Source organism: Streptomyces sp. SID14478, assembly GCF_010548525.1.
In the GTDB taxonomy this organism is placed as follows: Bacteria; Actinomycetota; Actinomycetes; order Streptomycetales; family Streptomycetaceae; genus Streptomyces.
In genome coordinates, this window is the sequence record NZ_JAAGMG010000522.1 from 1 (window position 1) to 15163 (window position 15163).

13 protein-coding genes and 2 pseudogenes are annotated in these 15163 nt (G+C 71.8%); 5 read left to right on the forward strand and 10 right to left on the reverse strand.

Features of this window, described 5'->3' with window-relative positions; genetic code table 11:
• Positions 1-232: pseudogene (locus G3I40_RS17120) on the reverse strand (hypothetical protein); the annotation flags it as partial.
• A 174-nt stretch (positions 233-406) separates the two neighbouring features.
• Here G3I40_RS17120 and G3I40_RS17125 point away from each other — a divergent pair.
• On the forward strand, positions 407-2485 hold the full coding sequence (locus G3I40_RS17125; RefSeq protein WP_239091783.1) for an MFS transporter: 2079 nt from the start codon (positions 407-409) through the stop codon (positions 2483-2485).
• 215 nt (positions 2486-2700) lie between these two features.
• Here G3I40_RS17125 and G3I40_RS17130 read toward each other — a convergent pair whose 3' ends face one another.
• Positions 2701-3207 carry a GNAT family N-acetyltransferase gene (locus G3I40_RS17130; RefSeq protein ID WP_203644234.1) on the reverse strand — a complete coding sequence of 169 codons (507 nt, stop codon included), beginning with the start codon at positions 3205-3207 and terminating at the stop codon, positions 2701-2703.
• A 109-nt stretch (positions 3208-3316) separates the two neighbouring features.
• Between G3I40_RS17130 and G3I40_RS17135 the strand changes: the two genes are divergently transcribed.
• Entirely contained in the window at positions 3317-3919 is a 603-nt protein-coding gene (locus tag G3I40_RS17135; RefSeq protein WP_203644236.1) for a hypothetical protein, read from the forward strand.
• A 342-nt stretch (positions 3920-4261) separates the two neighbouring features.
• Complete coding sequence (locus G3I40_RS17140; RefSeq protein ID WP_164303031.1) at positions 4262-4780, forward strand: hypothetical protein; 519 nt, start codon at positions 4262-4264, stop codon at positions 4778-4780.
• Between the two features lie 56 nt (positions 4781-4836).
• On the opposite strand, the gene G3I40_RS17145 is transcribed toward G3I40_RS17140, so the two are convergent.
• The 3 genes from G3I40_RS17145 to G3I40_RS17155 all read right to left on the reverse strand — a co-directional run bounded on the left by G3I40_RS17145 (position 4837) and on the right by G3I40_RS17155 (position 6296).
• Complete coding sequence (locus G3I40_RS17145; RefSeq protein ID WP_164303020.1) at positions 4837-5463, reverse strand: glyoxalase; 627 nt, start codon at positions 5461-5463, stop codon at positions 4837-4839.
• A gap of 84 nt (positions 5464-5547) precedes the next feature.
• Entirely contained in the window at positions 5548-5865 is a 318-nt protein-coding gene (locus G3I40_RS17150) for an antibiotic biosynthesis monooxygenase (RefSeq protein WP_164303021.1), read from the reverse strand.
• Positions 5862-6296, reverse strand: a complete 435-nt coding sequence (locus G3I40_RS17155; protein WP_164303022.1) for a DUF1992 domain-containing protein — start codon at positions 6294-6296, stop codon at positions 5862-5864. Before G3I40_RS17155 ends, G3I40_RS17150 begins: the two co-directional genes overlap by 4 nt.
• An 88-nt stretch (positions 6297-6384) precedes the next feature.
• Here G3I40_RS17155 and G3I40_RS17160 point away from each other — a divergent pair, with 88 nt between their 5' ends.
• Positions 6385-6789: a hypothetical protein gene (locus tag G3I40_RS17160; protein WP_164303023.1), complete on the forward strand. Its 405-nt coding sequence runs from the start codon at positions 6385-6387 to the stop codon at positions 6787-6789.
• Between the two features lie 48 nt (positions 6790-6837).
• On the opposite strand, the gene G3I40_RS17165 is transcribed toward G3I40_RS17160, so the two are convergent.
• From G3I40_RS17165 to G3I40_RS17175, 3 genes and pseudogenes are all read right to left on the reverse strand, one after another.
• The gene (locus G3I40_RS17165) at positions 6838-7509 is read right to left on the reverse strand and encodes an O-methyltransferase (protein ID WP_164303024.1); all 672 of its coding nucleotides are present in this window, start codon (positions 7507-7509) and stop codon (positions 6838-6840) included.
• Positions 7510-7552: 43 nt separating this feature from the next.
• Positions 7553-8686 (reverse strand): annotated as a pseudogene (locus G3I40_RS17170) (DUF2330 domain-containing protein).
• A gap of 58 nt (positions 8687-8744) precedes the next feature.
• The gene (locus G3I40_RS17175) at positions 8745-10130 is read right to left on the reverse strand and encodes an MFS transporter (RefSeq protein ID WP_164303025.1); all 1386 of its coding nucleotides are present in this window, start codon (positions 10128-10130) and stop codon (positions 8745-8747) included.
• Between the two features lie 423 nt (positions 10131-10553).
• Between G3I40_RS17175 and G3I40_RS17180 the strand changes: the two genes are divergently transcribed.
• Entirely contained in the window at positions 10554-12548 is a 1995-nt protein-coding gene (locus G3I40_RS17180) for a bifunctional glycosyltransferase 87/phosphatase PAP2 family protein (RefSeq protein ID WP_343244947.1), read from the forward strand.
• On the opposite strand, the gene G3I40_RS17185 is transcribed toward G3I40_RS17180, so the two are convergent.
• Complete coding sequence (locus G3I40_RS17185) at positions 12517-13761, reverse strand: PucR family transcriptional regulator (RefSeq protein WP_164303027.1); 1245 nt, start codon at positions 13759-13761, stop codon at positions 12517-12519. The genes G3I40_RS17180 and G3I40_RS17185 overlap by 32 nt on opposite strands.
• Positions 13762-13945: 184 nt before the next feature.
• Positions 13946-15163, reverse strand: a 1218-nt coding sequence (locus tag G3I40_RS17190; RefSeq protein ID WP_164303028.1) for a hypothetical protein, incomplete at its 5' end; no start/stop codon positions are given.

Consider the following 15163-nt stretch of genomic DNA (forward strand, 5'->3'; position numbering starts at 1 on the left):
GCTCGGCGTCCTGGTCGGCCCCGGCCGCAGGGGGCGGCTGCTCGGGCGGCAGCGGGGGATGGGCGTAGGGGTCCGGGGCGCGCGGCGGCGCCGACCGGGTCGGCTCCGGGAGCGTGACGTAGGGGCGGATGCGCAGCGGACCGAAACGCTCCGCCTCGCAGCCGCACGACGGACTGCCGTCCGTGCGCACCTCGGCCCCGCACTCCTGGCACGTACGCCGCTCATCACTCATAGGTGGCCCCCCTCCCCGAGAACTGCAGCGCATTATGCAGAGTCGCCGGGCCCGCCCGCAGCGCGGGTCCCGAAGTGGACCGGCGACTCAACAGGCCAAACGCGCTCCCACCTACCAGGATGGGAAGTACCAAGCCCCCGCCCCGACCGGGCCGGGGTGCCTTCGGAGGTGGCGATGAGCAGCCAGGACGGCAGTCAGGACCTGGGCGCGACGGGGGCCGGCGGCAGCAGCCGCACACACCGGGCGCTGCCCGACGACACGGGCAAGAGCAGCGGCGTCCTCGTCTCGATCGGGGCGCTGCTGCTCGGCATGCTGCTCGCCGCCCTCGACCAGACCATCGTGTCCACCGCGCTGCCGACCATCGTCAGCGACCTGGGCGGCCTGGAGCACCTGTCCTGGGTCGTGACCGCGTACATGCTGGCCGCGACGGCGGCGACGCCGCTGTGGGGCAAGCTCGGCGACCAGTACGGGCGCAAGAAGCTGTTCCAGATCGCGATCGTGATCTTCCTGATCGGCTCGGCGCTGTGCGGGCTCGCGCAGAACATGCCGCAGCTGATCGGGTTCCGGGCGCTGCAGGGGCTCGGCGGCGGCGGCCTGATGGTGCTGTCCATGGCGATCGTCGGCGACATCGTCTCGCCCCGCGAACGCGGCAAGTACCAGGGCCTGTTCGGCGCCGTCTTCGGCGCGACGAGCGTGCTGGGGCCGCTGCTCGGCGGGCTGTTCACCGAGCACCTCAGCTGGCGGTGGGTCTTCTACATCAACCTCCCGATCGGGGTCGTCGCCCTCGTGGTGATCGCCGCCGCCCTGCACATCCCCGTCCGCTCGAAGAAGCACCGCATCGACTACCTCGGCACCTTCCTCATCGCGTCCGTCGCGACCTGCCTGGTGCTGGTCGCCTCGCTCGGCGGGACGACGTGGGGCTGGGGCTCGCCGGAGATCGTCGGGCTCGCCGCGGCCGGCGTGATGCTCGCCGTGGTGTTCGTGCTCGTGGAGTTCCGGGCGGCCGAGCCGGTCCTGCCGATGAAGCTCTTCCGGGTCCGCACCTTCACCCTGTCCGCGATCATCAGCTTCGTCATCGGCTTCGCGATGTTCGGCGCGATGACGTACCTGCCGACGTTCCTGCAGGTCGTCCAGGGCGTCTCGCCGACCATGTCGGGCGTGCACATGCTGCCGATGGTGATCGGCCTGCTGCTCTCCTCCACGCTCTCCGGGCAGATCGTCTCCCGCACCGGCCGCTGGAAGGTCTTCCCCGTCGCGGGCACGGCGGTGACCACGCTCGGCCTCCTGCTCCTGCACAACCTCGACGAGAACAGCTCCACCGGCGAGATGAGCGCCTACTTCTTCGTCTTCGGTCTCGGACTCGGCCTCGTCATGCAGGTGCTCGTGCTCATCGTGCAGAACGCGGTCCCCTACGAGGACCTGGGCGTCGCCACCTCGGGCGCCACGTTCTTCCGCTCCATCGGCGCCTCCTTCGGCGTCGCGATCTTCGGCACGATCTTCACCAACCGCCTCGGCACCAAGCTGACGTCGGCACTCGCCGGGCAGCAACTGCCGCCCGGCGTCGACGTCAACTCCCTCAAGGCCGACCCGCGCGGCATCGCCGAACTCCCGCCGGACCTGAGCCGGCCCGTGCTGCACGCCTACGCCACGTCGATCACCGACATCTTCCTCTACGCCGTCCCGGTCACCCTGCTCGCCTTCGCGCTGGCCTGGTTCCTGCGCGAGGACAAGCTGCGCGGCTCCGTCACCGCGCCGGACGTCACCGAGACGCTCGCCTCCAACCCCGTGCAGCGCTCCTCGTACGACGAGGTGGCGCGGGCCCTGTCGGCGCTCGGGACACGGGAGGGGCGGCGCGAGATCTACGAGAAGATCACCGCGCGGGCGGGCTACGACCTGCTGCCCGCGGCCAGTTGGCTCGTGCTGCGCATCAACCGCTACGGCTGGGCCGAACCGGCCGCCCTCGCCGAGCGCAGCGCCGTGCCCCTGCCGGTGATCATCGAGGCGGCCCGACAGGTGGAGGAGCGCCACCTCGCCACCCGCGAGGGCCTCGACCTCGTCCTGACCGACGAGGGCCGGGAGGTCGCGGCCCGCCTCGGCCGGGCCAGGGAGGACTCGCTCGCGGAGCTGCTCGGCGACTGGTGGGGACCCGAACGGCCCACGGACCTCAACCAGTTGGTGTCCGAACTGAACGCGGAGATGTGCGGCTCGGACGCGGAGCGGCCGCACGACGGGCGCACCGATCTGGCCGCGTGACGCACCGGTTTGGCTGCGTGCCCGACGGTCTGACGGCGTGACCTGGCTGCCTACCTGACCGCGTGCTACCAGCTGTCGGCCTGAGCTCGTGACCTGCCTACCTGGCCGCGTGGCTGCCGGCCTGAGCTCGTGACCTGCCTACCTGGCCGCGTGGCTGCCGGCCTGACCGCGTGACCTGCCCACCCGGCCACGCGGCTACCGGCCTGACCGCGTGACTACGGCACGAGCCGCTTGCTGAACCAGTGCTCGGCGTAGATGTCGTCGTTGTGCGCGGCGGTCTCCTCGTACCCGAGCCGTGCGTACAGGGCGCGGGCCTCCACCAGGTCGCTGCGGGTGTCCAGGCGCAGCACCCTCGCGCCCAGTGCGCGGGCCGCGTCCTCGGCCGCCGCGACGAGCAGGGGCGCCCCGCCCTTGCCGCGCAGCTCCTCGCGCACGAAGACACGGGTGAGCTCCGCGACGCCGGGGTCCGCGTCCGTCAGCCGTACGCCCGCGGTCCCGGCCGGCTCCCCGTCGTGGCGGCCGACGATCAACTGGCCCCTCGGCGGCGCCAGTTGCTCCTGCACGCCCTTCGCGATGCCGCGCTCCAGCTCCGCCGGGTCCGTGGCGTGCCCCTCGTGCAGCAGGTACCAACGGTCGCTCACCTCCGTGTAGTACGCGCGCCACAGGGCGACGGCGACGGGGGAGTCGTACGGCTCGGGGGCGAGGTTCCAGGAAGTGCGCATCAGGCATTGTGGCCCGCCCGGCCGGTTTGCGGGGCCGTTCAGCGGCTACTCGTTGGCTCTACGTAAGTGTCAAGTCCGTGCACCCTTACCGGGAAGGCCGAAAGAACCCATGTCCACAGGCGTGATCATCGCTCTGATCGTGGTGGGGATCGTGGTCGTCGGCGCGGCGGGACTTTTCGCCGCCCGCACCACACCCCGCGGCGGACGCGGTCTCAAGCGCCGCTTCGGACCCGAGTACGACCGGGCCGTGGCGCGCCATGACGGCGACACCAAGGCAGCTGAAGAGGAGTTGGCCGAGCGGGTGAAGCGGCACGGGGCACTGGAGCACCGCCCCCTGGAGCCCGCGGCCCGCGAGATGTACCAGGCGCGCTGGGCCCGGGTCCAGGAGCGCTTCGTGGAGTCCCCGGCGGAGGCGGTCGCCGAGGCCGACCAGGTCGTCGCCGACCTGGCGCGGGACCGCGGTTACCCCGACGGCGCGGACCACGAGGAACAGTACGCCGCGCTCTCCGTTCACCACGGCCACCGGATGCACGGCTACCGGCTCGTCCACGGGGCGGCCCAGGCCGGCCCCGGGCAGACGGGCACGGAGGAATTGCGTACGGCGCTGGTCGAGGCGCGGAGCCTGTTCGACGACCTGCTCGGCCCGGACCGTGTACCGGCTGCCGAGAAGCGGACTCATGCGCCCAAGGGGCGTCTGGTGAAGGGGAGTTGACCTCTGATGGCGAATATCGGACGCGGACGCAGGCACGAGCACGAGCGCGACCTGCCGGAGCAGAGGCCGGAGTCGGGGCTTGAGCCGGGAGCGGAGCCGAGGCTGGAGCCCGAGTCCAGGCTGGAGCCTGGGATGAGGCCGGAGCCGGGCACCGAGCCGAGCACGGAGTTCAGGCCGGGGACGGAACCGGGCTCGGAGCTGAGGCCGGGGTCGGAGTTGAGGCCCGAGACGGGGTCGAGGCCGCAGCCGGGCAGTGAGCTGAGGCCGGAGGCAGGGGCGAGTCCGGGATTGGGGTCGGAGTTGAGGCCGGAGACGGGGTCGAGGCCGCAGCCGGGTGGTGAGCTGACGCCGGAGACGGGATCGAGGCCGGGCCCGGGTACGGAGTTGAGGCCGGAGACGGGTACGAGGCCGGAGTCGGAGCTGCGGCCGGAGCCGGGATATGCGCCGACGGCGGGATCGGACCTGCCGCCGACACCGGGATCCGGACTGCCGCCGACGTCGGGGTCCGGACTGACGTCGGGGTCCGGACTGAAGTCGGGGTCCGGACTGACGTCCGGGTCGGGGTTCGAGTCGCAGGAGAAGGTGGCGCGCCCCGCGCACGGGCTCGTGCCGACGGCCGCCCGCGACGAGCTCACGGACCGCCTCCAGCACGCCGTGCACGGTTTCGTCGACCGGCCCCGGGCCGCCGTGGAGGAGGCCGACCACGTCCTGGAGGACCTGACGACCCGGCTCACGGAGACCCTCACGAGCCGCCGCGACACCCTGCGCACGACCTGGCAGGAGTCCGCCGAGGACACCGAGAAGCTGCGTCTCGCGCTGCGGGACTACCGGGAGACGGCGGAGCGCCTGCTCGGCCTCTGAGGCTCTCGGGCCTCTGGGGCTCTCGGGCCTCTGGGGCTCTCGGGCCTCTGGGGCCCTCAGGCTTCGGCGGCGAGCGGCGCGGTCTCCCAGGCGAAGCCGTCCGGGTCGGTGAACGGCCCGGCGGTACCGCCCAGCACGATCCGGTGCGAGCCGGTGCCGTCGGCCGGGACGCCGGCGACCTTGGCGAGGGCGCGCCGCTTGTAGAGCCCGAGCGTGACGGTGCCGGCCTCGGCGACGAAGTCGACGTACTTGCTGCCGTAGCTCTTGCGCACGGTCAGGCCCCGGCCGACGTAGAACTCCTTGGTCGCCTTGACGTCCTCGACCCCGAGCAGGAGCACGACCTCGTCGTACTCCCGGGTGGCGGGGCCGGTGTTCTTCTTCGTCGAGGTCGCGATCTGCCAGATCGTCCCGTCCGGCGCCTGGACGACGCCGCCGAAGCCCCAGAGCGACTTCGTCGCGGGCTTCAGCGTGGTGGCGCCGGCGGCGAGGGCGGATTCCATGAAGCCCTCGACGGTGGACGGCTGGGAGACGGTGAGCGTCAGCGTGAACCCGCGGAAGCCGCTCGTCGGCTCCTCACCGGCCCGCAGGCGCACCTGCGGAACGTGCCCGAAGGCCGTGTGGTAGAAGGTCTCGGCGGACGCGGGGTCGGCCACCTCGAGGGTGACGGATGCGAGGGAGGTCATGTCCCTCACGCTAGGCCCGTGACGCCCGCCGAGGCTTCTTCATTCCTGACCGGTGCCTGACCTGTCCCCGACCGGCCCGCGGGACTACTCGCCCTTGGGCGCCGCCTGCTGCACGACCTCGAAGGACCACACCGAGGAACTGCTGGAGGCGGGCTTGGGCCGGTCGCCGCCGCCCTGGTGGGCCGCCTTCATCGGGCCCTCCATCCACGCCTGGAACGACTCCTCGTCGCGCCAGCGCGTGTAGACCAGGTAGTCGTCAGTGCCCTCGACGGGGCGCAGAAGCTCGAACCACTCGAAGCCGTCCGAGTTCTCGACGGAGCCGGCGCGGGACGCGAAGCGCTTCTCCAGGACCTCGCGCTGCGCGGCCGGTACGGCCAGGACGTTGATCTTGACGATGCTCATGACCCCCATCCTGCCGCACCGCCGTCTCCGCTCTCACGGCCCTCCCGCCACTGCCGCACGATCTCCTCCACGTCGTACGGCTTCAGGCCCAGCGGCGGGCCCGGTGGCGGCTTGAACATCATGTCGCTGATCTTGGCGTTGATCTCGGTGACGATGCGGCGCACCAGACGTTCGGAGGGAGCCTTCGCGGCCGCTTCCAGGGCGTCCTCGGCCTCCTTGCGCAGGGCCAGGGTCGGCGGCAGCACGGAGAAGCCCTCGCGGGCCAGCTTCTGCTTGATCCACCAGTTCTCGTCGTAGGTGAGGTCGGACGGGGAACTCAAGGGCGCACCGGCGCCGGGCAGCGAGTCGAAGTCGCCGCGACGCTCGGCGTCGCGGATCTGCTTGTCGACGAATGACTCGAAGCTGACGCCGGGTGGTTTGCGTTCGGTCATGGAGTCATTGTCGCGCAGGCGGTCGCGGACGGTCCGGGGACCCTTAGGATGCGGCGGCCAGGACGGACACGAACGCAGGGGGAGTGCGGTGCTCGAACTGACCATGGCCACGGTGGCCGGGGGCGATGCGGGAGTCACGGCCGGGATGGTGATGGCCGAGGCGGACAGTGAGCCGGGGGCCGTGCTGCGGGTGGGGCGCGACGCCGCCGTCTGCCGACTGGTGACGCCGGAGGACTGGCTGTTCGTGTCGCGGGTGCACCTGGAGTTCCGGTGCGGGCCCGAGGGTGGATGGAGCGTCTTCTGGCTGCGCGGGTCGCAGGACGATCCCGCCTCCGAGGTGCGGGTGCGCTTCGGGGCGGCGCATGGCCCCGGCCAACCCCTCGCGTACGGAGGGGCGTTGGCGCTGCCGCGCGGCGGCTCCGGCGAGGTCGTCGTCCTCGACCGGGCCGGGCCGCGCACCGTGAACGTGGGCTTCTATCAGGAGGACCCGTAGGCCGGGGCGAGAGCGCTCGGCGCCGGTCCAGTACATCGGCCCTGTATCTCAGTCCTGTACGTAGGCCAGGGCGAACCCGTCATGACCCTTGGCGCCCACCGTCTGGATCGCCGTCGCCGACAACTTCGGGTGATCCGCGAGGAGTTGAAGGGCGTCGCGGGTGCCGGTGACGTCCGGGTCGGTGTTCGCCGCGTCGGCCACGCGGCCGCCCCGCACCACGTTGTCGACGACGATCACGCTGCCCGGCCGCGCCATGCGCAGCGCCCACTCCAGGTAGCGCGGGTTGTTCACCTTGTCCGCGTCGATGAAGACCAGGTCGAACGTCCGCTCCTCGGCGGCCAGTTGGGGCAGCGTGTCGAGCGCCGCGCCCACGCGGACCTGCACCACCTCGTCCAGGGCGGCCCGCGCGATGTTGGCGCGCGCGACCTCGGCGTGCACCGGGCTGTACTCCAGGGTGATCAGGGACCCGTCCGCGGGCAGGGCGCGGGCCAGCCAGATGGTGCTGTAGCCGCCGAGGGTGCCGATCTCCAGGATGCTGCGGGCACCCTGGATGCGGGCGATGAGGTGGAGGAGTTTTCCGTTCGTGGCCGAGACGTTGATGCTCGGCAGTCCCGCGGCCTCGCTGTCCGCGAGGGCGGCGGCCAGCGCCTCGTCGGCGGGGGCGAGCAGCTCGCTGAGGTAGGCGTCGACGGCAGGCGCGGATTCGGGCTGGTTCGTCATGCCCGTCAGCCTAGGCGCGGCGGTACGTGCACCGGCATGCCCGTCAGCCCAGGCGCGGCGGCACGTGCACCGGCACGGGCGGCAGTACCGGCCGGCGCCGGCGGGCGCGCAGGGTCAGCAGGGCCGCGGTCAGGGCGACGGCCGCCGTACCGAGCAGCGTCAGGAACCACACCGGGACGCCGGGCCCCACGGTGAGCAGCTCGTCCGTGTACCGCACCCTCCGGTACGGGGCGTCCGTCTGCGCGCGGCGCAGTTCGTGGTCGGCGTCGATCCGGGACGGCGTCGGGAAGGACTGCTCCAGCGCCGTCAAGTAGGGCGTCTCGTCGGCCAGTTGGGCGAGCGGTCCCGTCGCGGGGTGCACCTTGCCGGCGTACGTCACCCTCGGCCGCTGCCCGCCGATGGCCGAGCGGGTCTCCATGCGGTGCCCGGCGAGGACGTACAGGCTCAGGTGCTGCGGGGTGCGGGCGAGGCGGGACAGGCGCATCGGGTAGACGAGGCGGTCGCTGGCGAAGGTGAGGTGCAGCGGGTCGAGCCGGCCGCCCAGGACGGCGTCGCGGTCCTCGGGGGCGAGGCGGATCGCGACGTACTCCCAGCCCTGGTCGACGTACGGGCGCAGCGCCCTGTCGAGGCGGGCGGGCAGCTGGAAGCCGTTGTCCTCCAGCCAGTTCGCGAGGGCGTCGGGGTCGGTGGCGGTGAGGCGGGCCACGTCGAAGGGGCCCAGGTGTTCGCGGCCCACGACGTGCACGTCGCCGCGCGGTGCGCCCGGCTGCGGGGCCGCGGCACCGTCGCTGTTGTCGTCGTCGCCGAACGGTCAGTCGCCGTCCCGCGGCCAGAAGTGGTGCCGGGTGCGCCACTCGGGCGCGGTGGCGCGGTCGAGCGCGGTGAACAGCCCGGGGTCGCCGAGTGCGACGTCCGCACGGTGCGGGACAGGCATGACCCAGGCGACGTCGCGCACGTCGCCGCTCACCGACAGGCGCATCACGATCTCCTCGGTGCGCCCGTTCCAGCGGACCGCGGACGTCTCGTCCTCGACGACGACCCGCTGCCCCTGGTGCGGCACCATCGCCCCGCAGCCGCATGCGTAGGCGGGCACGGCGAGCCAGGCGATCTGGAATGCGCTCAGGGCCAGGGCGACGAGAAGTGCCCTGGCCCTGAGGCTCGGTGTGGTGTGCGTCATGCGCGTAGCGACGGGGAGGGGTGGGGGCCCGGTTCCCGCGGTGACGCAGTTGTGTCGGTCAGACCGCCGGCGGCGAGCCCGGCAGCGGGCGGCCCGCCGACTCGCGCATGCGCAGGGCCGCGACGCCGCCGATGACGGCCGCGGCCATCATGTAGTAGGCGGGGATCATCAGGTTGCCGGTCGCGGCGATGAGGGCCGCGGCGACCAGCGGGGTCGTGCCGCCGAACAGGGACACCGAGAGGTTGAAGCCGACCGAGAGCGAGCCGTAGCGCACCTTCGTCGGGAACAGGGCCGGCAGCGCCGACGGCATCGACGACGTGAAGCCGACGAGCAGGAGACCGAGGGCCGCGAGGCCCAGGGCGATCGCCCACGTCGAGCCCGCGCGGATCAGCAGCACCGCCGGGACGGAGAGCAGGACGAAGCCGGCGCAGGCCGCACCGATGACCTTCCGGTGGCCGTAGCGGTCGTTGGCCCGGCCCATCGGCAGCTGCACGACCATCATCAGGAGCATCACGCCGATGAGGATGAGCGTGCCGTGCGTGGCGTCGTACTTGAGCTCCTCGCTCAGGAACGTCGGCATGTACGACAGGAGCATGTAGTCGGTGACGTTGAAGACGAGGACGAGGGCGATGCACAGCGCCATCGCGTTGCCGTTGCCGACGAACATGTCCTTGAACTTCGGCTTGGGGTGCGCCTTCTGCTTGCTCTCGGCCTCCTCGGCGAGCTTCTGGAAGGCCGGGGTCTCCTCCAGCTTCATCCGCACGTACAGGCCGACGATGCCGATCGGGCCGGCGATCAGGAACGGCAGGCGCCAGCCCCAGCTGTACAGGTCGCCGTCCGAGAGCGTGGTGGTCAGCAGGGTGGCGAGGCCCGCGCCCGCCACGTAGCCGGCGTTCGTGCCGAGCTCCAGGAACGAGCCGAAGAAGCCGCGGCGCTTGTCCGGCGCGTACTCGGCGATGAAGGTGCAGGCGCCGCCGTACTCACCACCGGTCGAGAAGCCCTGCAGCATGCGCGCCGCGATCAGCAGCACCGGCGCCCAGACGCCGATCGTCGCGTACGACGGGATCAGGCCGATCGCGAAGGTGCCCGCCGCCATCATGATCATGGTGATGGCGAGGACGCGCTGGCGGCCGATGCGGTCGCCGAGCGGGCCGAAGAAGGCGCCGCCGACGGGGCGCACCAGGAAGGCGGCGGCGAAGGTGCCGAGCGTGGCGAGGACCTGCGCCGTGCTGGACGCCGACGGGAAGAAGACGTGGCCGAGCGTCGCGGTGAGGTAGCCGTAGACACCGAAGTCGAACCACTCCATCGCGTTGCCGAGTGCCGCCGCCTTGACCGCGCGCTTGACCAGCGAGGGATCGGTGACGGTGACGTCGGAGGAGGTGCGGCGGCCTCGGGCGGGTGCCGAGACCTTGCCGGTACTGACTGCGATGGACGTGGCGCTCAACGGTCCGCTCGCCTGCCTTTCGTGGGGGACAAGGGCAAAGGCCGCTCACGGGGGAACGGCCTTTGAGCGACCATAGGTGGGGCCGTGTTCGTTACGGAGCGTGCGCGGAATGCTGCATTCCGCGCGGAAACCCCCTCCGGCCAGCGCAAACGCGTGGCCGTTCGGGCGCCGTTAACGGACTAATCTGTGATCTTTGTCGCGGAACCAGAACCGTGTAGCGCGCAACAAAGCGGCCGCGCAGCGCCGTCTTCCGGTCAAAACCTGGCGGGCAGGCAGGTGAAGTAGGGGTTGCCTGCGTCTCACACCGGGGGCGGTGCGAACCTTTGGGAACCACTTGAAAAGTGACATGACGGGAGTCGGCGGCGCGTGGCGAATGCGGAGCGAGGACCGATGACAGGACCGGCGGGCACGGTGTCGGGGCGCGTGAGCGTCGTGCGCGCGGGTCTCTGGCTGATCGCCACCGTGCTCGCCGTCCGCCAGCTCGTGGCCGTGCTGAGCACCCCGCGCGGTGAGCGCCTCACCGACCTGGAGACCTGGATCGGCCCGAGCGGCGTGCTGCACGTGAAGGGCTCCCTGTACGACGGGACCGACCCCTTCACCGGTACGCCCTTCTCCGGCCTCGTCCTCAAGCCGCTCTCCCGCGCCGCCGAGCAGGCGCTCGGCTGGGGCTGGACCTTCGGCTCGCTCGCCCTCGTCGTGGCCCTCGGGCTCGTCGCCGCCCGCGCCCTGCCGCAGCCCGTCTCCCGCCGCACGTCACTGTTCGCCGCGCCGGTCGCGATCAGCCTGCTCATGCTGTCCCTGCCCGTGCGCAACGCGTTCACCCTCGGCCAGACCAGCATCCTGCCGGTCCTCCTCGTGCTGCTCGGCTGCTTCGCCGTCCGAGGGCAGAAGACGTCCGGAGTGCTCGTCGGCGTCGCCGCCGCGCTCCAGCCGACGGTCCTGCTGTTCGCCCCCCTGCTCTGGTTCACCGGGCGCAGGCGCGCGGCCGTCGTCTCGGGCGCCACCTTCGTCGGCGCGACCCTCCTCGCCTGGGCCGCGATGCCGCAGGACTCGTGGACGTACTGGGTGCACCACCTGGCGGGTGCGGGCCTGAGCACCGACCCGGCCGCGAACGCGAACCAGTCGCTGCACGGCATGCTGCTGCGCTTCGGCCTCGAAAAGCCGCTGGAAATCCTGCTGTTCCTCGTGCTCGGTGCCGCCGTCGCCGTGCTGGGCCTGCGCCGCGCCGTCACGTACGCGCGCGACGGACAGCTGCTGCTCGCCGTCGCGGTCACCGGCTGCGTCGCGGTCGCCGTCTCGCCCACTACCTGGCAGCACCAGCTCCTGTGGGTCCTGCTCGCGGTCGTCGGCCGGGTCGGCAAGCGGGCCTCCGACCGCTACATGTGGCCGGTGCTGGTCGTCCTCGCGCTGACGCTGCCGTCGAAGATGCTGCTGCCGAACATGCCGGTGGTCGAGCCGATCCGGGACAACGTCGTGCTGATCGCGGCCCTCGCCGCGGCCGTCGTCGTCCCCTTCCTCTCCCGTACGTCGCCGCTGTACCGGACGCCGATCGCGACCGAGTACGCCGAGCCGGTGCCCGCGCGGTGGAAGTGGGTGCCGCTCGTCCCCGTGTGGCGGCGCGTCCTGGCCCGGCCGAACCTGATCCTCGAACTGCTCCTGATCCGCGTCGGCTACTCCGCCTACCAGCAGGTCCGCCTCGCCGCGACCGGCGGCACGATCTCCGGCGGCCGGGCCACCGCCGAGCGCCACGGGCACCAGGTCCACTCGATCGAGAAGTTCCTGCACATCGACATCGAGCACTGGGTCAACCACACGGTGGTGGGCGGCGCCCCGTGGCTCAAGGACTTCTTCAACTTCTACTACACGTCGTTCCACTTCGTCGTCCCGCTGAGCCTGCTCGCCTTCATGTACGTGCGCCGTCCCGCGGAGTACCGCTGGGCCCGCTCGGCGCTCGGCTTCGCGACGATCCTCGCCCTGATCGGCTTCTGGGCGTACCCGCTGGCGCCGCCGCGCCTCATGCCGGGCCTCGGCTTCATCGACACGGTCCACGGCGCCCAGGACTTCTCCAAGCCCAACTACGGCACCCTCACCGAACTCACCAACCAGTACGCGGCGATGCCCTCGCTGCACTTCGGCTGGTCCCTGTGGTGCGGCATCGTCATCGTCGTCCTGGCCCGCAGGTGGTGGGTGAAGGCCCTCGGCCTCGTCCACCCGCTGTGCACGGTCTCCGCGATCGTCGCGACCGGCAACCACTGGATCCTCGACGCGGTGGGCGGCGCGACCGTTGTCTGTCTCGGCTTCTTCCTCACGTACGTGCTGCAGGGGCCCCGGGTGCGGACGGTGAAGGCCGCCGCCGCTCGGGCCGCCTCGGACGGCCCGGACCCGGTCAGGCCTCTCTCGGACTCGACGTCATCGTGACCTGACCGGCCTCGACGCCGCCGTGCAGGTGCAGGGCGCGCAGCGCCGCCTCCAGGGCGAAGCGGTGGCCCGGGTCCTCCAGCCGGTCGCCGAAGTGGGCGTCGAGGTTGCGCAGGCGGTAGCGGACGGTCTGGGCGTGCACGCCGAGCACCTCGCCGACCTGGTCCGCGGTGCCGCGGGTGGTCAGCCAGGCGTGCAGGGTCTCCACCAGCCGGGCGCGACGGGCCCCCGATGACTTGCCGAGCGGCGCCAGTTCCCGTTGGGCGATCTCGGTGACCAGCGCCGGGTCGGAGAGCAGCCACAGGGTCACCAAGTGGTCGGCGCAGTCGATGGCGTGGGCGTCGGCAACGATGTCATCGTCGACGAGCTGAAGCACCCGGCGGGCCCAGCGCAGCGAATCCGCGGCGTGCGAGGTCGGCACGGTGAGGCCCATCGCGAGCCGTGTGCCGAAGGCGGCGGCCTCCAGCATCGTGCGGCGCTCGGGGGTGAAGGGTCCGGGCACGAGCAGATGCGGCTGCGGGGCGCCCAGGTCGGTCAGGACATCGATGTCCAGGTCCGCCTGGATGTGGTCCGGCGCCGGCGTGCGCAGGGCGATGAGCGTGACCTGCTCGGGCAGCGGCCAACGGGCCTGCTCGCACAGCTCGGTGATGGTGGCGTGGTTGAGCGGGGTGCCGGCGAGGATGAGGTGGAGCAGTCGTCTTCGCAGCGTCTCCAGCGCCGATCCCGACTTCGCCTGGACCTCCTGGTAGCCCTCGCGTGAGAGCGCTCCCAGTTCGTCGATGTACGCGAAGAGGGCGTCGGCGAAGGTCAGCAGGAGGGTGGGGGAGAGGTCGTAGCGGCGGCCGATGGTCTTGGCGCGACGCAGGGCGACCCGGGCACCGAGGCGGTACGCGCCCTGCAGCGTCTCCAGGTCGCGGCCCTCGTAGGCCTCGACCCGGCCGAACTTGCGCAGGAGTTCGTCGCGTACGGCGGAGGGGGCGCCGGGGTCGGCGACGCGGTCGACGAACGCGGACAGCGCGTGCTCGACGCCCTGGCGGATCGCGGCGGCGTTCGGCCCGTTGAGGAGGTGGGCGTACTCGGGGTACGCGCGGGTCACTTCAACCCGTATCTCCTTGATGAGTCCGGGGAGTTCGGGCCGCATGATCGCGGCGAACTCCGGCGGCAACGGGCCGAGCGGCTCGTTCACGTCGGGGGGTTGTACGCGCTGGGGCATGGCACGGTCCTCCGCGTCTGGCGCCCGGTGGGGGGACGGGCGTCCGCGAGGGCCTGAAGAGTGTGGCCCTTTCGGCCCTTGCGGTGACCGTCAGGTGCGTACCTGTGGGAACTCCTGTGAAAGTAGAGCAACTTGAATGTGGTGTACACCACTTGCGCGCCGGTTGGCTGGAAGTGAGGGGGTGTCAGGGGGTCTTGCCGCCGGGCAGGGGTGGGATGACCGGCGGGCAGTTGGGGGTGCCGTTGAAGTCGGGGAGGCAGGTCGCGGCCTGGTTCATGGTGATGTAGTTGCCCGGCCCGCTGATCGAGGCCGTGAAGAGGGGATCGAGGTCCTCGCCGTTGGTGCCGCAGCCGGAGAACGCGGGGATGTCGACCACGCCGCTGAGGATGCCGCCCGTGAGGACGTTGTTGTAGCCGCCGGTCGGCAGGGTGAAGTCGCCCCGCAGGGTCACCCGGTAGCGCTGCGCGCTGCGGCAGTTCGGGCCGACGTCCAAGGGCGTGCCGTTGACCTTGACGTCATGCAGGCGCAGCGACTGGAAGAACGTGGCGACGGCGAACTTCTGGGCGTTGGGGGAGGAGCCGATGGTGCCGGTGGAGATCGTGATCTGGTCGTTCTCGAAGGAGGCCTTGGCGGTGACGGGCTCGAAGCCGAATCCGAGGAAGGTCGAGTCGGCGTCGGGCAGGCTCAGTTCTCCCAGGTTGTCGATGCGGGTGTAGAAGGGGCCGGGCGCGATCGAGCCCTGGGTCTGCATGCTGGCCCGGACGTTCATCAGGCCCGGCTCCTTGGCCGGATCATTGATGACCATGGAGCCGTCCAGTTTCCGTATGGTGCTCAGACCCACCGCGTACGCACACGCGCGGATGCCCGGCTGGGGCTTCAGCGGGCCCAGGTTGGTCCCCGGCAAGGGGGGCGGCAGCTGGCTGAGATCCGGCACTCCGGTCGGGGCCGTCGGCGCGCAGGTGCTCGCACCGGTGGGTCCGGCGGCCTCGGGGGCCACGGCGATGCCGTCCCGCCCTGCGCCGGCGCCGCCGGGGCCGCCCGACGCGGACGGCTCACCCGAGGGCGTGCCGTCCGGTACGTCGATGTGAGCGAGCCGCGTCGTCGAGGGGTCCTTGTCGGCGGGGGTGCAGGTGAGGGTGGACGGCGCCGTGGCGGTGGGCGCGCCGTTCACCAACGGGGTTATTTCCAGGGCGAGTTCCGTCGCGTTGAGCTCCACGTCCCCCGCGTCGCTCACCGTGAGGGTGGGGGCCTCGCCGGCCGAGGCGAGTCGCAGCGTGCCGTCCGACGGCGGGGTGCCGGCGGCGCCGGCCGTCGGTGCGGACCAGGTGGCGTCCGCCGACGCCTTGCCCTGTTGCACGTGGACGCCGAGCGTCGCGTCACCGGCCAGGCCGTTCGCGTCCGG